This window comes from Nonomuraea ceibae, assembly GCF_019396325.1.
GTDB lineage: Bacteria > Actinomycetota > Actinomycetes > Streptosporangiales > Streptosporangiaceae > Nonomuraea > Nonomuraea ceibae.
On record NZ_JAHKRO010000010.1, the window covers coordinates 1 to 16,770 of the forward strand.

Here is a 16,770-nt window from a genome sequence, read left to right on the forward strand (position 1 = left end):
CTCAAGCGGGGCCGGGACGGCGTCCACACCGCCCGGGTGAAGTACCCGGCCCACCACGCCACCAAGGCCGCGGTGCAGGGCCTGCCGTTGAGGGTGAAGCTCACCGGGGCCGGGGCCGGGGCGGTGTGGGAGGCGGTGAAGCCGACCTGGGTGGACGAGCCCGGGCGCAGCACCTTGTTCCACGACCGCGCGGCGCCGGAGAAGCGCGCCCCGCTCTGGGTCCAGTCGGCCGACCAGCCGGCGACCAGGCGCGGGGCCGGCTCCGGGTAGTCCAGGGTCAGCGTCCAGCCGTCGATCACCGCAGTGCCGGTGTTACGCACGGTGATCTCGGCGCTCAGCGTCGGACCCCACGTCGCCGCCCGGTAGGACACCGCGCACTCCAGGCCGGGTGACGAGGTGGGCGAGGGCAGGCCCGGCCTCGCCAGCGCCGACAGCGGGTCCGACGGCGCGCTGAGGTTGCCGGCCGCGTCCCTCGCCACCACCACGTACGTGTAGCGCTGCCCGGTGACGAGGCCGGATTCGGCGAAGTTCGGGAACGTCGAGGCGGCGAGCGTGCCGGCCTTGACGTACCCGGTGACGCTCTCGCGGTAGACGTCGTACGCGGTCACCGCCACGTTGTCGGTCGACGGCTGCCAGCAGAAGGTGACGCCGTGGTAGTCCTGGAGGCAGGCGTCACGCAGGCCGGTCGGCTTGCTCGGCGGCAGGCGGTCGCCGGGCGGCGGGGTGGGCGTCGAGGTGGGCGACATGCCGGTCACCGCGGTCACCGTGATCAGGCCGGAGGGGCGGCTGACGTTGCCCGCGGCGTCCCTGGCGACGACGTACATCGTGTAGGCGCGGCCGAGCTCGCCGGAGAAGCCGCCGACCGTGCCGGTCGTGGTGGCGGCGCGGGTGAATTCGTCGGGGTCCAGCCGGTAGAGGTCGTACGCGACGACGCCGGTGTCGTCGGAGGAGGCGTTCCAGCAGATGGAGGCGTAGCCGGTGGGGGACGGCGCGAGCGGCACCGGGCACGGCCGCTCCCCGGCCGGCCGGGTCGGCGGCGTCGTGTCGACGGCCTCCCCGTCAGCGGCTTCCCCGGCGGCCGGGCCGGGCTGCGCGCCGGTGGGCGCCGGTGCGGCGGCGGCCAGGTGGGGCGGGGCGGCGGCGGCCTGGCCTGCCGGGCCGATCGCCAGGAAGGCGACGAGCAGCGCCAGCGTGACGAACCCGAGGGTGAGGAGGACCGCTCCCGCAGACCGGCTTCCGGTGCGCATGACTTCCCCTATCGCATCGTGTCCCCCCGCGGTGATTCTGCGGCATTTCCGGCATCGGGCATAGATACGATTTCGGGGATAGCGGACGTGTGGTTGGTGCTCGCCGTCCGGCTCGTGGGGGAATCCGAACCCGGCGTTAAAGAGCCCAATGCCCACATCCTCCTAACCTGGCGGTATGCGGTGGAATGAACCCGGCTGGCCGTGACGCGGCACGACGGCGACGGCCCGGCTCCGGGTGCGGCGACCGAGGCGTCCCGCCTGGACGAGGTGCTGATCGAGACGGTCTTCGGCGCGGGAGCCCACATCGGCATCGCGTACGTCCTCGACGAGGACGGCCAGGTCCTGCGGATGGTGTCGGCCATGGGGCTGCCGGTCTCCATCGCCCGCGTGTGGGCGAGCATCAGGCTCAACGACGCGGCGCCGGTCTCGGTGTCGGTGCGCGACCGGCGGCTGCTGTGGTTCGGCGACCGGGAGGCGCTGGCCAGGGAGTTCCCCGGGGTGGCGCTGACGCTGCCGTACCCGTTCGCGATGGCGACCGCGCCGCTCGGCTCGGGGGGCGGCGTGTGGGGCGGGATCGTCCTCGCCTGGCCCGCCGGTCACCCGGCCGACCTCACCGTACGCCAGCTCAAGGTCATCGACGACTGCTGCGGCGCGATGGGCGACCTGCTGCGCCGGGCGAGCGAGCGCGGCCGTCCGATCACCGCTGGGGACCATCCCCGGATCCTCGACCCGGTACGCGCCCACCAGCGCGAACCGCGTGCCGCGCAGGCCGCGCTGCGGGCCTTCGACGCCCTGCCTGAGGGCTACTGCCACCTGGACGCCCAGGCGCGCGTGGCGTTCGTCACCGCGCAGGGCGCGCAACTGCTCGACGCGACCCCGTCGGAGCTGGTGGGCCGGCGGCTGGGCGTGGCCGTGCCCTGGCTGGGCGACCCGGTCTACGAGGAGCAGTACCGCCTCGCGGTCGTCAGCCACCAGCCCACCCGGGTCACCGCCCGCCGCCCCGACGGCAGGCAACTGCTGCTGCAGTGGTTCCCGAGCGTGCCGGGCATGACCCTGCGCATCACGCCGACCGCGGCGGCCGCGCTGCCCCCGGCCGCCGGCGGCGGGCAGCCGCTGCGCACGGCCGGGCTGCACGAGCTGCTGCACCTGGCGACCAGCCTGGCCCAGGCGACGAGCGCCCAGGACGTGATCGACCTCGTCGCCGACCACGTCGTGCCCGTCTACGGGGCGCAGGGCCTGGCCATCATCACCTGGGAGAGCGGCCGCATGCGCGTGGTCGCCGCGCGCGGCTACACCCGGCAGCTCATCGAGGAGTTCGACGGCCGCCCGGCGCTGCGCCGCGTCAGCCCGCCAGGCGGCTCCGACCCGGGCAGGCCGTCCTTCTACGCGACCAGGGACGAGCTCTTCCAGGCGTACCCGGACCTGCCCGAGTCCGCCGTCATGGAAGCCTGGGCGGTGCTCCCGCTGGTCACCTCGGGCCGCCCCATCGGCACCTGCGTGCTGGCCTTCGACCGTCCGCACCGGTTCAGCGAGGAGGAGCGGGCGGCGTTCACCGCGCTCGGCGGGCTGATCGCCCAGGCGTTCGAGCGCGCCTGGCTCTACGACAACAAGCACCAGCTCGCCCAGTCGATGCAGGCCAGCCTGCTGCCGCACGCGCTGCCCAGGATCCCCGGGCTGGACGTGGCCGCCCGGTACGTGCCCGCCACCCCCGGCATGGACATCGGCGGCGACTTCTACGACCTCATCCGGCTCGGCGACTCCCAGGCCGCCGCCGTCATCGGCGACGTCCAGGGCCACGACATGACCGCCGCCGCCCTCATGGGCCAGGTGCGCACCGCCATCCGCACCCACGGCACCGCCGGCGCCACCTGCGGCGACGTGCTCGCCTACACCAACCGCATGATGACCGAGCTCGCCCCCGACCGCTTCACCAGCTGCCTCTACCTCACGCTCGACCTCGACCGCCACATCGCCTGCCTGGCCAGCGCCGGGCACCCGCCGCCCCTGATCAGCCGCCCCGGCGCCCCCACCCAGGTGATCGACGCCCCACCCGGCCTGCTGCTCGGCATCGACCCCGACGCCGAGTACACGACCCTGGACCTGCACGTGCCGCCGGGCTCCACGCTGACCCTCTACACCGACGGCCTCGTCGAGGAGCCCGGCCAGGACCTCGGCGACGCCATCGCCGCCCTGGCCGCCCGCTTCACCCCGGCGCCCGGCCGGCCCCTGCACAGCCTGGCCGAATCGCTCATCGGCCAGGTCACGAGACCCCGCACGGACGACACCGCCCTCCTCCTGCTCCGCAGCGCCCCGGAGGGGGTCAGTCGAAGGCGGGGAGGTTGAGCAGGTCCAGCAGCCTGGCTATCTGGGCGGGGACGTTGCGGATGTGGGCCGCGCCGTCGGCGGCGAAAGCGGTCAGGGCCCTGACGACCGAGATGTCGGCGAACGTCACCCGGCCGAGGTCGACGATGAGCTGGTCGTCGATGCGCCGGGCCTGGGTCAGCGTGGACATCGCCTCGCGCCTGTTGGTGACGTCGATCTCGCCGGCGAGCCGGATCACCGTCGACTCGGGCGTCAGGCTGCACGTGATGCGCAGCTGGTGGTCGACGTACAGCACCTGCTCGGGCGGGACCAGGGAACGGACGGCAACGCACTCGCCAGACCGCGTTGGCTCGCCGATTCCGTTCACCGTCATAGGGAGAAGTTTACCGGAAAAAATTTTCCGTAGACATCCTTCTGTCGTTGAAGCTTCCTCCTGTACCATGTTCTGGCGATGGACCACGATGCTGGCAGGCGTTCCTCCTGGACGTTCCTCACCAACCACGCCCGCGTGCTGTTGGCGATAGCGGCGGACCCAGAGCTTCGCATGCGCGACATCGCCGCCCGGATCGGCATCACCGAACGGGCCGCGCAGGGCATCGTGAGCGACCTGGAGGACGGCGGCTACCTGGAGCGCATCCGGGTCGGCCGCCGCAACCACTACCGGCTCAGGCCCGAGCGGCAGTTCCGGCACCCCACCGAGGCAGGCATGCCCGTCCAGGCGCTGATCGACATGTTCACCCAGCGCGACGACGACCAGCGGACGATGCGCGACGACCACCAGCGGACGATGCGCTCCGAGCTGCACCAGGTCGCCGGCCCGCTCTCCCCCGGCGCCGCCTGACGGGGCTCAGGCGAGGGCGGCGATCTCGATCCGGGTGCGGTCGGCGGGCGCCGTCAGGCACGGCAGCACGACGTTCCCCCGTTCCAGGCGCTCCCCCGTCGACGAGGTGAGCCGGGCCGTCCGGTCGATCTCGTACGGGCTGCCGTTCCGAGGGGTGACCCGCAGCCGCAGCCACCAGATGTAGCGCCCGTTGAGCTTGTTGTCGGTCTGGTCGGCCCGCAGCACCGCCGCCTCGCACGGCAGCGCCGCCACGCGCTCCTCCGCCGTGAAGGCGCTCAGCGCGGCCGACTCCAGGCTCGCGAACGAGAAGTGCCCCAGGGCGAGGATCCCCGCGGCCAGCAGCGAGAACAGGGCCGTGACGTACGCGCCGACCCGGGTCTGCGGACGCCGCCTCAGCACGAGGAACATCACCACCGCGACGATCACCGCGATCACGGCGAACATCCCGAAGACGGTCGACGCCATCGTCCATCCCTCACGTTGAAGGGCGGGGCCCGGGGGCCGGCCCTGTCCGATCCGACACCGGCAGTGGACCAGCCGTCGCTTGCGCGCCGCCTGCAGCCCGCATGAAGCGTCAGGCGGCCGGGTCCCGCTTCTCCTCGCGTTCGGCCCGCGTCCAGAAGCCGAACTCCAGCACCACGGTCTGCCCGAGCCTCAGCAGCTCCTCGGCGTGCCGCGAGAACCGCCGCTCCAGCCGCCTGGCCGGCGTCGTCTTCCCCGCGCCGGGCAGCCCGCACAGCAGGATCAGCCTGGGCCCCGGGCCCGTGTCCATCGGCACCACACCGACAGCATGGCAGCGATCCCGGCTGTCAGCGGCCGTGTCAGCGCGAAGGCGGCCCGCTGTCAGGGCGGCCCGCGATGGTTGAGCCATCACCCGGAACCACCCCAGGAAAAGGAACCCGCCACCATGTCGATCACCCTCACCGACCAGGACCAGCTCACCCTCCGCGTCGCCGCCTGGGGCGCCGTCTCGCTGATGTCCGCCGCCGGCGCCGCCGGTTCGGCCCACAGGGTCGCCACCGAGGGCTCCATCGCGCTGACCTCGGCGACCGGCCCGGTCGGGCACGTGCTCGCCAAGGCCCCCAAGGGCGTCAAGTACGGCAGGACCGTCGCCGAGCTGGCCGACCAGGTGCTGCCCGCGCTGACGGAGTCGATGCGCCTGCTCGACCGGCAGGACCCGGCCGAGGCGGCCAACTTCCGCGGCACCGTCCTCGTCGCCGTGGACGCGGCGGCCCAGATCCACAAGGGCACGCCCAGCCCCGCCCTGGCGGACATGGCCCGCAAGATCACCCAAGCCCTCGACGCCGCCTGACTTCACCCCACGCGAAGGAGCCACACCGCCATGTCTTCCCCCATCCAGCAGGACCGCCCGGAGCTGCGGAAGGTCATCCAGGAGATGGTCGATTCCGGATTCGTCGGAGTGTCGCTGCGCGTACACGACGAGCGGGGCACGTGGACCGGCAGCGCCGGAGCGAGCGAGCTGGGCGGCACCGCCCGGCCGCCCGCCGGCGGACACGTGCGGATCGGCAGCAACACCAAGACCTTCACCGCCACCGTGGTGCTGGGACTGGTGGCCGAGGGCCGCATCGCCCTCGACACCCCGGTCGACGACCACCTGCCGGAGTTCGGGCTCGACCGGCGCATCACGGTGCGGATGCTGCTCCAGCACACCAGCGGGATCTTCAACTTCACCGGCGACTTCGACCCCGACGGCACGTACGTGCCCGGGATCCCCGCCACCACCGCAGGCCAGGAGTGGGTGGAGGGCCGGTTCACCACCTACGCGCCCGAGGAGCTGGTACGGGTGGCGCTGGCCAAGCCGGCCCGGTTCGAGCCGGGCGCCGGCTGGAGTTACTCCAACACCAACTACGTGCTGGCCAGGCTGCTGATCGAGCAGGTCACCGGCCGCCCGGTGGCCGAGGAGATGCGGCGGCTGATCCTGGACCCGCTCGGCCTGACCGGCACCCTCCAGCCGACCGCCGAGACCGGCGTCCCCGCCCCGCACGCCCACGCCTACTACCGCTACGAGGAGGACGGCCAGGCCCGGACCGTCGACGTCACCGCGCAGAACCCGTCGTGGATCTCCAGCGGCGGCGACATGATCTCCACCACCGCCGACCTGCACACGTTCATCTCCGCGCTGGTCGGCGGCAGGCTCCTGCCCGCCGAGCTGCTGGCCGAGATGCTGACGCCGGAGTCCAAGGCCGGCTACGGCCTGGGCGTGTTCGTCCAGGAGGTGCCGGGCGGCGGCACCGTCATCACCCACAACGGCGGCATGGCCGGGCACGCGGCGCTGATGTACAGCACCCCCGACGGCGGCACGACCCTCACCGCCGCCCTCAACTACGTGGACGACGCCGCCCTGTCGCTCGGCCCGGCCTTCCAGCAGGCGACCCAGCGCCTGGTCGCCGAGGTCTTCGGCACCCCGGCTCCCTAACGCGTACCGTAAGATGACAACCACGAAGAGTAGTTTCGCCGGGCTTCCCCCGCCACCACCGGACCGGCCGCGAAGAGGGGAAACCCGGGTGACCACGACTCCGTACGCATCGTCGCCGTTCAGCTATGTCTCCGAGCCGCCCGCCGCCCCCAACGCGATCGCGGAGCTGATGCCGGGGGTCCGCAACCTGCTGCGGCACGTCCAGCTCCGGCCGGACGACCGGGTCCTGATCCTGACCGAGCACACCGCCGACCCGGTCGTGATCCAGGCCGTCGCCGCCGGCGCCGCCTACGAGGGCGCGGACGTGCGCATCCTGTCGGTGCCGCCGTTCAGCCCCGGCGGGTGGGACGCCGAGCCCTCGCTGCAGGTCGAGGTGGCCGCGGTCGGCCAGGCCGACGTGGTCATCAGCGCCACCTGGTGGGCCGAGGTGCACACAGCGCCGCTCTTCTTCGACCAGGTCATGGCCATGCCCGTGCGCTTCGCGTCGCTGCACATGGCCGCCACCGCGGGGGCGTTCCTCACCGGGGCCCGGTTCCCCAACGAGCTCTTCTACGCGCTCAAGCAGCGCGCGCTGAGCCGCCTCACCGAGGCGGGGACGATCCGGGTGACCTCCGCCTCGGGCACGGACCTGACCATGTCGGGGCTCACCTTCGCCCCCGACGGCGGGCCTATCCAGACGGGCACCTGGCAGCCCTTCCCGTACGGCGGCGCCAACTTCTGGCCGACCCACACCGAGGGCGTGCTCGTCGTCGAGGACTCCACCTTCACCGGGGTCCCGGACGAGCCCGTACGGGTGACGCTGCGGGACAACCGGGTCAGTGCGATCGAGGGCGGGGCGGCGGCCGAGCAGATCCGCCGCCGCGCGCCGGGCGGCTACTACATGCGGCACGCGCTCATCGGCCTCAACCCGAAGGTGCGGATCGCCGGCGGCACCCAGTTCGAGCGCGAGAAGCACGCGGGCGCGTTCTACTGCGGGCTCGACGCCCTGACCGGTGGCGTGGCGGAGACCACCGCTCCGGGGTTCGCGCACTGCGACTGCCAGATCGACCGGCCGACGGTCCACCTCGACGGCGAGCCGTTCGTGGACCGGGGACGCCTGCTCCTCCTCGACGATCCGGACCTGCGGGAGGTCGCCGCCCGGTTCGGCCCGCCGGACGTGCTTCTCGACGACAACCCGCTGCTGATCCTGCCCGCCCGCTACGCCGGAGGCCGGCTGGCGCCGGAGTCGAGGCCGCTCACGCCCGCCTGATCCAGGGGGCCGGCGAGGATGCTGATGCCCAGCATGCGGGCGCCCGTCTCGGTGCGGGGGCGGTGCGTGCTGCCCGGCGCGAACACCACGTAGCTGCCCGGCCCGAGCCGCCGGCCTCGGTCGACGAACTCTCCCGAGATCACGTAGTAGCGTTCCTCGCTCTCGTGGACGTCGACCTCGGGCCACTCGGCGCCGGGGGCGAAGTCGTACATCCAGCCGCGGGCCCAGGCGGTCGCCGGGAGCCGCCGCCGGATGATGCCGGGGACGACCTCGACGGGTTCGACCTCGTCTACGTTCAGGACCTGCATGTCAGGGGAGTCGTGCGTCATGTCCCCATCGTGGTGAAGGCAACCGCATAGGGGCCAGTGTCACGATTGTCTCCTACAGGTATTTTCTTGCCATGCGGATGCATCGGGTGGTGGCGCTGGTCCTGCCGCCGCAGTCCACGTTCGAGCTGGCGTGCGCGGCGGAGGTGTTCGGCCTGTCGCGCCCCGGCCTGCCGGGGCGGTACGCGTTCACCGTGTGCGCCGAACGGCCCGGGGCGGTGCCGACCCTGGCGGGCTACGACATGGTCGTCGGCCAGGACCTGTCGGCACTCGGCGCGGCGGACACGGTGGTGGTCCCGGGCTGGCACCGCCACCGGGAGGCCGCCCCGCCCGCCGTGCTCGACGCGCTGCGCGGCGCGCACCGGCGTGGCGCCCGGATCGTAGCGATCTGCTCGGGCGCCTTCCTCCTGGCCGAGGCCGGGCTGCTGGACCACCGCAGGGCGACCACGCACTGGAGGCTCGCCGGCGCGCTCGCCGCCCGCTTCCCCGACGTGCGGGTCGAGCCCGACACGCTCTACGTCGACCTGGGCGACGTCGCCACCAGCGCCGGCACCGCGGCGGGCATCGACCTGTGCCTGCACCTGGCGCGGACCGACCACGGCGCCGCCTACGCGACGCACCTCGCCCGGCACATGGTCATGCCCCCGCACCGCGAAGGCGGGCAGCTCCAGTACAGCACCGTGCCGCCCGCCGCTCCCCCGTCGCAGTCGCTGGCCCCCGTCCTCGACTGGGCCGCCGAACGCCTGCACGAGCCCCTCACCCTCGACGACCTGGCCGGACATGCCGGGATCGCGCCCCGGACGCTGGCCCGCAGGTTCGCCGGCCAGCTCGGCGTCAGCCCCGGCCGCTGGCTGCTCCAGCAGCGCGTCACGGCCGCCCGGACGCTGCTGGAGGAGACCGACCTGCCCGTGGAGACGATCGCCGCCCGCGTCGGCCTCTCCTCGGCCGCCAACCTCCGCAGGCGCTTCCACGCCCTGGTCCGCACCACCCCGGCCGCCTACCGGCGCTCCTTCCGTGGGCTCTGACGTGCGCGGATGTGATAATTCGGGTTATGGACGTGCGGAGCAGGAACAACGTCCGGGTCATCGGACCGCAGGACGGGCGGGTCGTCATGCTCGCCCACGGATTCGGCTGCGACCAGAACCTGTGGCGGCTGGTCGCGCCCGTCCTCGCCCAGGAGTTCCGGGTGGTGCTGTTCGACTACGTGGGCTCCGGCCGCTCCGACCTGGCCGCCTGGAGCGAGGAGCGGTACGCCACCCTCGACGGCTACGCCGCCGACGTGCTCGACATCTGCCGCGATCTCGACCTGCGCGACCTGGTGTTCGTCGGCCACTCGGTCAGCGCCATGGTCGGCGTGATGAGCGCGGCGCGTGAGCCCGGCCGGTTCGCGGGCCTGGTGCTGCTCGTCCCCTCGCCCCGCTACGTCGACGACGAGGGCTACCGGGGCGGGTTCAGCGCCGAGGACATCGACGAGCTGCTCGCCTCCCTGGAGGCCAACTACCTGGGCTGGTCGGCCACCATGGCGCCGCTGATCATGGGCAACCCGGACCGGCCGGAGCTGGGGGAAGAGCTGACCAACAGCTTCTGCCGCACCGACCCGAACATCGCCCGGGCGTTCGCGCGCGCCACGTTCCTCAGCGACAGCCGCGCCGACCTGGCCGGCGTCCAGGTGCCGACGCTGATCCTGGACTGCGCCGAGGACATGATCGCCCCGCGCGAGGTGGGCGCGTACGTGCACCAGGCGATCACCGGCAGCCGGCTCGTCACGCTGGCGGCCACCGGCCACTGCCCGCAGCTCAGCGCCCCCGACGCCACCGCTGCGGCCATCGCCGCCTTCACCCGTGAAAGCATGTGACGCGGTGTGACGGCGAAAGACCATCCGGAAGAACCGGAGTTCGCGGCGCTGCTGGAGGACAGCCCCGTGGACCTGTACGAGAACGCCCCCTGCGGCTACGTGTCCACGCTGATGGACGGCCGGATCGTCAAGATCAACCAAACGCTGCTGACCTGGCTCGGCCGCGCCCGTGACGAGGTCGTCGGCCGGATGCGCTTCGCCGACCTGCTCACCGTCGGCGGCAAGCTCTACCACGAGACCCATTTCGCCCCGCTGCTGCGCATGCAGGGGGAGATCGGCGGCATCGCGCTGGAGCTCAGGACCGCGGCCGGGGGGCGGCTGCCGGTCCTGGTGACCTCCAAGGTCAGGGTGGGCCCCGACGGCAGGCCGCTGCTGATCCGCAGCACCGTCTTCGACGGGGGCGACCGGCGTGCGTACGAGATCGAGCTGTTGCGCGCCCGCGAGGAGGCCGAGACCGCCCGCGCCCTCGCCGACCGGGCGCGCGAGGCCGCCCAGGCCGAGCGGCGGCGGCTGCAGGACGTGCTCGCCACGCTCCGGCGCAGCCTGGTGCCGCCGGCGCTGCCGGACGTGCCGGGGCTGGAGGCCGTCGCCCACTACCACACGGCCTCGCCCGACGACCTGGGCGGCGACTTCTACGACCTCTACCCGCTGGGGGACGGGCGCTGGGGGTTCTTCCTCGGCGACGTGAGCGGTCACGGCCCCGGCGCCGCGGCCGTCGCGTCGCTGGCCCGCTACACGCTGCGGGCCTCCGCCATGCACGACCCCGACCCCACGAGCCTCCTGGCCATCCTCAACACCGCCATGTACGACCGCCAGGTCGACGAGGAGACGTACTACTGCACGGTCATCGCGGGCATGCTCACGCGCACCGGCGACGGGTTCGCGGTGACGTTCGCGGGCGGCGGTCACCCGTCGCCGATCCTGCTGCGTGCCGGGGGCGGGGCCGACTACCTGCCGACGACCGGCGGGGTGCTCATCGGCCTGCTGCCCGAGGCGCCCTCGGTCACCGTGCACGCCGAGCTGCGGCCGGGCGACACGCTGCTGTTCTACACCGACGGGCTGATCGAGGCGCGCACCGCCGACGGCTCCGGCGACGACGGCCGCTACGGCGACCAGGCCCTGCTCGCCTTCGCCGGACGCATCGCCCCGGCCACGCCCGCCGCGGCCATCGCGGCCATGACGGGGCTGCTGGAGGAGCTGGGCGAGGGCGTCGACGACGACACCGCGCTGCTGGCCCTGGGCGTGGCGCCGGACCCGGACGCGCCTACTCGCGCTTGACGGCGAGCAGGGAGAGCAGGATCTCGCGCTTCTCGCGCAGCAGCCGCAGCCCTTCCGCGGCGGTCGCGTGGACGTCGGCCGCGCTCGCCCGCTCGCCCCCCAGCAGGGCCGTCACCGTCGCGGCCATGACGGCGTCGGCGTCGGCGACGGTGATGCCGCCCGGGGCGCCCCCGCTGGTGGCCGAGTCCAGGAACCCGGCCATGACCGCCCGCAGCGCGTACGCCTGCGCGTCCAGCGCCCAGTCGGCGCGGGCCAGGCGGTGCTCGCGCCACACCGGCAGCACCGTGTACATCAGCGCGGCCGGGCCCACGTGGACGAGCAGTTCCTTGGTACGCGGATGCCCGGCCAGCACGCCGAGCAGGTCGCCGTCGTTCGCCTGGAGGGCGCGCATGAACGGGCGTTCGACGGCGTTGCGGATCAGGCGGGGGCAGAACCGCTGCGGCCGGGCCAGGTCCGGGTCGGCGCTCAGGGCCGCGATGTCGGCCTCCAGCACCTCCAGGAACTCCCGGGCGAACAGGTCGATGAGCAGGTCTTCCTTGGTCGCCCAGTACAGGTACGCGGTGCCCTTGCCGACGTGCGCCTTCTCCGCGATCTCGGCCACGGTCACGCCCTTGACGCCGCGCCGGAGCACCAGGTCCCGGGTGACGGCCAGGATCCGGGCGGCCTTGTCCGAGTCGTGGTCCGCCGGGCGTTTCATCGTTCGCTCCCGTTGCCGCTGCCGAAGGGGTGTGCGAACGATTGTGCCGTGCCGGCACGCGCTCGCACGCCATCGGCGTCACACCCGCGCGGGTCGTCGCCCGCCGAGGGGCTGCCGGACGAGGCCGGGGTGGGCGAAGTCCGTCTCCTTCGTCCGGGCGGCCTTGCCCCTGGACTGCCACAGGACGAACAGCGAGGAGGTCACCGGCAGCTTGCTCGCCCGCAGCATCACGCGGCGCAGCGCCAGCTCGTACCGGGTGGCGGGAACGAACAGGCTGCGCATCTGCATCCCGTTGCCCTGGAAGTACTCGATCGTGGGACGCAGCCGCCGTTCCCAGCGGGTCAGCGCCTCGGTGACGCTGCCGGGGTGGCGGGCCAGCATGGTGCCCAGCAGGTCGGCCCCCGCCATCCCGGCCGACGCCCCCATCCCCGCGTACAGGCTCACGCACCAGGCCGCGTCGCCGACGAGCACCACCCGGCCGCGGTGCCAGCGGTCCATCCGCACCTGCTCGACCGAGTCGAACAGCACCTGATCGGCCGACTCCAGCCTGTCGAGGACCGCTCCCAGCGCGGGGCCGGCGGGCTCCGGGCCGAACGCCGCGCGTACGCGCTCGGCGACCGTCGAGGTGAACTCGGCGTCCACGTCGTCGGTACGGTAGCTCAGCAGCACCATCGGCGGCCGGTGCCGGAACGGGAAGATCCACATGGACCGCCCCGGCTCGGTCAGGACCACGGAGTCGCCCTGGCCGAACCCCGGGAGCGGGCCGGTCAGCTGGAAGGCGACGGCCATGTAGTTCATCCGGCGCAGATACGCCTCGTGCGGTCCGAACACCAGCCGGCGCACGGTGGAGCGCAGCCCGTCCGCGCCGACGACCAGGTCGAAGCGCTCGACGGTCGAGGTGTCCGTGACGGTGTCGGTCAGCGTCACGTCCACCCCGCCGGCGTCCTGCTCGATGCGCGCCGGGACGGTGGAGTAGCGGATCTCCACGTCCGGCGGCAGCGCGGCGAACGCGGCCTCCTCCACGTCGCCGCGCATCATCACCCACGGCCGGCCGGGGAAGTCCTTGAAGCTCAGCCCGGGCCGCCGCCTGCCGGAGCGGTCGATGTCGTAGCTGGCGCCGTCGGCGCCGCGATCGGTCATCGCGTCCAGGACGCCCAGGCGGCCGGCGGCGGCCCGGCCCGCGCCGAACAGCGCGATGAAGTGCCCGCCCTGCCGCCTTTCCCGGGCGCGCTCGACGATGACCGGCTTCCAGCCGATCTGCCGCAGCCGCAGCGCGGTCGCGATCCCGCTGATGCCCAGCCCGACGACCAGGACCCGGCGATCTTGCTTCGTGATGTCCATGATTCCACGGTACGACCGACTGACCATTTCGCTCATTCGGTCAGAATGTGATGTGCGCCACGTCCATCGGGCGTCGCGGGCCCGCGCCTCGTCCGGGATGCCGCGGCCACGTCCGGCTCAGGGACGGAGCCGCCGCCGGGTTCTCGACATCCGGCCACGAGATCGGCGCATTCAGGGAGATGCCCGCCGTCGCCGATCGCGATCGACTGGTGTCATGACAGGCAGAATCGTGATGGCGGCGATGCTGGTCGTCGCCGCGTTCGTCGCCACGCCCCAGGCAGCGGCGGCGTCCGGATCGGCGTGCACCTGGCGGATGCAGGCCCTCCCGGCGCCCGCGGGCTCGACGCAGCACCAGGTCCAGGCCACCGACCACCACGGCGGCTACTCCGGCAGCGCCTACTTCCCCGACTCCGGCTGGCACATCATCTCCTGGAAGAACGGCCAGGTCATCGACTACGGGTCGTCCGGCCACGGCGCCGACCGGGTCGTGGCCCAGAACGGCGACGGCACCATCGCGGGACTGTCCGTGACGGGCCTGTGGCAGGCCTCGGCGATCTCCTTCCGCATCCGCGACGGCCGGCGGGAGCGGCTGACCCCGCTGCCCGGCGCGGAGCTGAACAGCCGGGCCTTCGGGATCACCGGCAACGGCGACGTGTACGGCCGCGCCGTGGTCTGGGAGGGCAGGACCATGACCCACGTGGTGGTGCGCTGGCCGTACGACCGGCCCGGCGTCGTCGAGGAGGTGACGGGCCTGCCCGAGGACATGAGGGTGGTCGGCGTGGACCACGACGGCACGCTGCTGATGGAGCGCAGCTCGGCCGATCCGTGGCCGCACCTGTGGCGTGACGGCCGGCTCATCCGCCTGTCGGAGCCGCCGGACCTGCAGTTCGGGTACGCCCTGGCGATCTCCGACGGGCTCGTGGCCGGGTCGCTCCGGGTGGGCTCCGAGCCGAACCGCCCGGCGTACTGGGACCGGGACGGGCAGCCGCACCTGATGCCCGAGGGCGCGCGGGCCGAGCAGATCAACAGGAACGGGCTCGTCGTCAGCGCGCTGACGGCCACGCCGTACCAGGTCTGGCGGTTCGGGACGCCGGTGGGCGAGCTGCCCGGCGCGGCCTCCGTCACGACGGTCGGGGACGACGACACCATCGGCGGTGCGACGACCGGCCCGAACCACCTGCCGGCCGCGGCCGTCTGGCGCTGCTCCTGAGATTCGCCCAGGCAAAGTGCTCACTCGTTGAGCACTTTGCCTGGAAGCATGGATCTCACAAGCCGCCGAACGGACGTCCTCACGGGACGGAAGGGCTGAGCACGATGACCGACACCGCCCAGACGCTGAACGCCCCGACACTGAACGCCCTGATCCTGGACGACGCCGCCGCCTGGCGGGCCTGGCTCGCCGAGCACCACGACAGCGCCCGCGACGTCTGGCTGCTGATCGCCAAGAAGAACAGCCGCGCCAGGACCGTCACCCTCGACGAGGCGCTGGACGAGGCGCTGTGCCACGGCTGGATCGACAGCCACCGCCGGGCCTACGACGGCGACTACTACCTGCAGCGCTACTCGCCGCGCGCCCGCCGCAGCCCGTGGTCCCGCATCAACGTCGCCAAGGCCGAGGCGCTGACGGCCGCCGGCCGGATGCGCCCGGCGGGCCGCGCCGCGATCGAGGCCGCCAAGGCCACCGGCCGCTGGCCCGCCTAGCGGGATGCCGTCTATACATCGAGTGTATAACCCTGAGGTATAGTCGCTCGGCATGAGTCAGATGAACGACCGTCAGACCCGGGCCACCCCCCGCGCGGCGCGCCGGCCCTGGCGGCTCACCGCTGCCGCCGGGCTCGTCCTCGCCATCACCGCCACCGGTCTCGGAGTCGGCCCGGCCGCCCCCGCCTTCGCCTTAACCGGCCCCGCCTTCGCCGCCCCCGCCTTCGCCGGCAGGGCCGCGAGCGCCGCCGAGCCGCACCTGCCCGCGCCCACCGGCTCCCGGCCGGTCGGCACCACGTCCCTGCACCTCAAGGACACCTCGCGCGCCGACCCCTGGGTCCCCAGCGCCAAGGCCCGCGAGCTGATGGTCTCGCTGTGGTACCCGGCCAAGGCCCCGGGCCGCCATCGCGCGCAGTACATGACGCCCAAGGAGTCCGAACTGCTCCTCAAGGACGGCGGCCTCACCAGCATCCCCGCCGACACGCTGAGCAAGGTGCGCACCAACGCCTTCACCGACGCCCGCCCCGCGGGACGCGCCCGCAGCCTGCCCCTCGTCGTGCTGTCCCCCGGGCACAGCAAGCCCAGGTCCGAGCTGACGGCCCTGGCCGAGGACCTGGCCAGCCGGGGGTACGTGGTGGCCGCCGTCGACCACACGTACGAGAACGTCGCCCAGACCTTCCCCGACGGCCGGGTCACCACCTGCGTCACCTGCGAGATGAAGAAGGACCCGGCCGTCTGGCAGAAGCTGGAGAAGGGACGGGCCGCCGACGTCTCCTTCGTCCTCGACGAGCTGACCGGGGCACGCCCGAAGTGGAAAAGGGCGCGCCTGATCGACACCTCCAGGATCGCCATGTCCGGCCAGTCCGTGGGCGGCGCGAGCGCACTCGCGGCCCTGGCCGCCGACCGCCGGCTGCGCGCCGGCATCGACGTCGACGGCAGCGTGGAGACCGTGCTCCCCAAGGCGGGACTGTCCCGGCCGTTCCTCCTGCTGGGCAAGCCCGCCACGTTCACGCCCGGACGGCCCGGCTCCGCCGCCAGCTGGGAGCGCGTATGGGCGGGGCTGCACGGCTGGAAGCGCTGGCTGCTCGTGACCGGCGCCGCCCACACGTCCTTCACCGACCTCGGCGTGCTGGCGGACCAGATCGGCTTCGACGACGGCTCCGACACCTCCGGCGTCCGCGCCCTGGCCATCACCCGTCAGTACGTGGCGGCCTTCTTCGACCAGCACCTGCGCAAGAAGCCGCAGCCCTTGCTGGACAAGCCCTCGGCGAGCTACCCCGAGGTCACGTTCTGCACCCCGGAAAAGAAGACCTGCGCCTAACCCCGGCGACAGCCGAACGTCCCCGCACGAGAACCCCGCGCGGCGACCATCCCCCGTCCCCGAAGTCTCGGTGTGCACGTCGAAGTAGACCGGGTGTTTCAGGAGGCTGACGACGTAGCCGCCCACGGCTCATCCCCGCAGAAGTGGTGTGGTCG

General features: G+C 73.0%; 18 protein-coding genes. 11 read left to right on the forward strand and 7 right to left on the reverse strand.

Annotation, left to right across the window (positions count from 1 at the left end):
* Positions 1–1,247, reverse strand: a 1,247-nt coding sequence (locus KME80_RS09380) for a cellulose binding domain-containing protein (RefSeq protein WP_219502730.1), incomplete at its 3' end; no start/stop codon positions are given.
* Between the two features lie 201 nt (positions 1,248–1,448).
* On the opposite strand from KME80_RS09380, the gene KME80_RS09385 reads away from it, so the two are divergent.
* Positions 1,449–3,590: a GAF domain-containing SpoIIE family protein phosphatase gene (locus KME80_RS09385; RefSeq protein WP_219502733.1), complete on the forward strand. Its 2,142-nt coding sequence runs from the start codon at positions 1,449–1,451 to the stop codon at positions 3,588–3,590.
* Here KME80_RS09385 and KME80_RS09390 read toward each other — a convergent pair.
* Positions 3,568–3,942 carry an STAS domain-containing protein gene (locus tag KME80_RS09390; RefSeq protein ID WP_219502737.1) on the reverse strand — a complete coding sequence of 125 codons (375 nt, stop codon included), beginning with the start codon at positions 3,940–3,942 and terminating at the stop codon, positions 3,568–3,570. The genes KME80_RS09385 and KME80_RS09390 overlap by 23 nt on opposite strands.
* A 78-nt stretch (positions 3,943–4,020) precedes the next feature.
* Here KME80_RS09390 and KME80_RS09395 point away from each other — a divergent pair, with 78 nt between their 5' ends.
* Positions 4,021–4,410 carry a helix-turn-helix transcriptional regulator gene (locus tag KME80_RS09395; protein WP_219502739.1) on the forward strand — a complete coding sequence of 130 codons (390 nt, stop codon included), beginning with the start codon at positions 4,021–4,023 and terminating at the stop codon, positions 4,408–4,410.
* Positions 4,411–4,416: 6 nt separating this feature from the next.
* Here KME80_RS09395 and KME80_RS09400 read toward each other — a convergent pair whose 3' ends face one another.
* Positions 4,417–4,875 carry a hypothetical protein gene (locus KME80_RS09400; protein ID WP_219502741.1) on the reverse strand — a complete coding sequence of 153 codons (459 nt, stop codon included), beginning with the start codon at positions 4,873–4,875 and terminating at the stop codon, positions 4,417–4,419.
* A gap of 109 nt (positions 4,876–4,984) precedes the next feature.
* On the reverse strand, positions 4,985–5,182 hold the full coding sequence (locus KME80_RS09405) for a P-loop nucleotide/nucleoside kinase family protein (protein ID WP_219502743.1): 198 nt from the start codon (positions 5,180–5,182) through the stop codon (positions 4,985–4,987).
* A gap of 135 nt (positions 5,183–5,317) precedes the next feature.
* Here KME80_RS09405 and KME80_RS09410 point away from each other — a divergent pair, with 135 nt between their 5' ends.
* The 3 genes from KME80_RS09410 to KME80_RS09420 all read left to right on the forward strand — a co-directional run bounded on the left by KME80_RS09410 (position 5,318) and on the right by KME80_RS09420 (position 8,096).
* A complete protein-coding gene (locus KME80_RS09410; protein ID WP_219502745.1) occupies positions 5,318–5,722 on the forward strand; it encodes a hypothetical protein in 405 nt (134 codons plus the stop codon).
* Between the two features lie 30 nt (positions 5,723–5,752).
* Positions 5,753–6,847, forward strand: a complete 1,095-nt coding sequence (locus KME80_RS09415) for a serine hydrolase domain-containing protein (RefSeq protein WP_219502747.1) — start codon at positions 5,753–5,755, stop codon at positions 6,845–6,847.
* Positions 6,848–6,935: 88 nt separating this feature from the next.
* Positions 6,936–8,096 (forward strand): 2,5-dihydroxypyridine 5,6-dioxygenase NicX family protein, encoded by a 1,161-nt coding sequence (locus KME80_RS09420; protein WP_219502749.1) that lies wholly within the window; start codon positions 6,936–6,938, stop codon positions 8,094–8,096.
* Here KME80_RS09420 and KME80_RS09425 read toward each other — a convergent pair.
* Positions 8,045–8,425 carry a cupin domain-containing protein gene (locus KME80_RS09425; RefSeq protein ID WP_219502750.1) on the reverse strand — a complete coding sequence of 127 codons (381 nt, stop codon included), beginning with the start codon at positions 8,423–8,425 and terminating at the stop codon, positions 8,045–8,047. The genes KME80_RS09420 and KME80_RS09425 overlap by 52 nt on opposite strands.
* 77 nt (positions 8,426–8,502) lie before the next feature.
* Between KME80_RS09425 and KME80_RS09430 the strand changes: the two genes are divergently transcribed.
* The 3 genes from KME80_RS09430 to KME80_RS09440 are packed head-to-tail and all read left to right on the forward strand — an operon-like array spanning position 8,503 to position 11,555.
* Positions 8,503–9,447 carry a helix-turn-helix domain-containing protein gene (locus KME80_RS09430; protein ID WP_443681178.1) on the forward strand — a complete coding sequence of 315 codons (945 nt, stop codon included), beginning with the start codon at positions 8,503–8,505 and terminating at the stop codon, positions 9,445–9,447.
* 26 nt (positions 9,448–9,473) lie between these two features.
* Positions 9,474–10,277: an alpha/beta fold hydrolase gene (locus tag KME80_RS09435; protein ID WP_219502756.1), complete on the forward strand. Its 804-nt coding sequence runs from the start codon at positions 9,474–9,476 to the stop codon at positions 10,275–10,277.
* Positions 10,278–10,283: 6 nt separating this feature from the next.
* Complete coding sequence (locus KME80_RS09440; RefSeq protein WP_308125681.1) at positions 10,284–11,555, forward strand: SpoIIE family protein phosphatase; 1,272 nt, start codon at positions 10,284–10,286, stop codon at positions 11,553–11,555.
* On the opposite strand, the gene KME80_RS09445 is transcribed toward KME80_RS09440, so the two are convergent.
* Both KME80_RS09445 and KME80_RS09450 read right to left on the reverse strand, forming a co-directional pair.
* On the reverse strand, positions 11,542–12,252 hold the full coding sequence (locus KME80_RS09445; RefSeq protein ID WP_219502758.1) for a TetR/AcrR family transcriptional regulator: 711 nt from the start codon (positions 12,250–12,252) through the stop codon (positions 11,542–11,544). The genes KME80_RS09440 and KME80_RS09445 overlap by 14 nt on opposite strands.
* 78 nt (positions 12,253–12,330) lie before the next feature.
* The gene (locus KME80_RS09450; RefSeq protein ID WP_219502761.1) at positions 12,331–13,593 is read right to left on the reverse strand and encodes an FAD-dependent monooxygenase; all 1,263 of its coding nucleotides are present in this window, start codon (positions 13,591–13,593) and stop codon (positions 12,331–12,333) included.
* 214 nt (positions 13,594–13,807) lie between these two features.
* Here KME80_RS09450 and KME80_RS09455 point away from each other — a divergent pair, with 214 nt between their 5' ends.
* From KME80_RS09455 to KME80_RS09465, 3 genes are all read left to right on the forward strand, one after another.
* Complete coding sequence (locus KME80_RS09455) at positions 13,808–14,803, forward strand: hypothetical protein (RefSeq protein ID WP_219502764.1); 996 nt, start codon at positions 13,808–13,810, stop codon at positions 14,801–14,803.
* A 104-nt stretch (positions 14,804–14,907) separates the two neighbouring features.
* On the forward strand, positions 14,908–15,294 hold the full coding sequence (locus KME80_RS09460) for a YdeI/OmpD-associated family protein (protein ID WP_219502768.1): 387 nt from the start codon (positions 14,908–14,910) through the stop codon (positions 15,292–15,294).
* A gap of 52 nt (positions 15,295–15,346) precedes the next feature.
* The gene (locus KME80_RS09465; protein WP_281426910.1) at positions 15,347–16,615 is read left to right on the forward strand and encodes an alpha/beta hydrolase family protein; all 1,269 of its coding nucleotides are present in this window, start codon (positions 15,347–15,349) and stop codon (positions 16,613–16,615) included.
* Positions 16,616–16,770: the final 155 nt, after the last annotated feature.

Coding starts and splice junctions, on each gene's coding strand:
- KME80_RS09445 (WP_219502758.1), bottom strand. CDS start 12,252: ATGAAACGCCCGGCGGACCACGACTCGGACAAGGCCGCCCGGATCCTG.
- KME80_RS09465 (WP_281426910.1), top strand. CDS start 15,347: ATGAGTCAGATGAACGACCGTCAGACCCGGGCCACCCCCCGCGCGGCG.
- KME80_RS09405 (WP_219502743.1), bottom strand. CDS start 5,182: ATGGACACGGGCCCGGGGCCCAGGCTGATCCTGCTGTGCGGGCTGCCC.
- KME80_RS09400 (WP_219502741.1), bottom strand. CDS start 4,875: ATGGCGTCGACCGTCTTCGGGATGTTCGCCGTGATCGCGGTGATCGTC.
- KME80_RS09410 (WP_219502745.1), top strand. CDS start 5,318: ATGTCGATCACCCTCACCGACCAGGACCAGCTCACCCTCCGCGTCGCC.
- KME80_RS09430 (WP_443681178.1), top strand. CDS start 8,503: ATGCATCGGGTGGTGGCGCTGGTCCTGCCGCCGCAGTCCACGTTCGAG.
- KME80_RS09425 (WP_219502750.1), bottom strand. CDS start 8,425: ATGACGCACGACTCCCCTGACATGCAGGTCCTGAACGTAGACGAGGTC.
- KME80_RS09460 (WP_219502768.1), top strand. CDS start 14,908: ATGACCGACACCGCCCAGACGCTGAACGCCCCGACACTGAACGCCCTG.
- KME80_RS09450 (WP_219502761.1), bottom strand. CDS start 13,593: ATGGACATCACGAAGCAAGATCGCCGGGTCCTGGTCGTCGGGCTGGGC.
- KME80_RS09435 (WP_219502756.1), top strand. CDS start 9,474: ATGGACGTGCGGAGCAGGAACAACGTCCGGGTCATCGGACCGCAGGAC.
- KME80_RS09390 (WP_219502737.1), bottom strand. CDS start 3,942: ATGACGGTGAACGGAATCGGCGAGCCAACGCGGTCTGGCGAGTGCGTT.
- KME80_RS09415 (WP_219502747.1), top strand. CDS start 5,753: ATGTCTTCCCCCATCCAGCAGGACCGCCCGGAGCTGCGGAAGGTCATC.
- KME80_RS09395 (WP_219502739.1), top strand. CDS start 4,021: ATGGACCACGATGCTGGCAGGCGTTCCTCCTGGACGTTCCTCACCAAC.
- KME80_RS09455 (WP_219502764.1), top strand. CDS start 13,808: ATGACAGGCAGAATCGTGATGGCGGCGATGCTGGTCGTCGCCGCGTTC.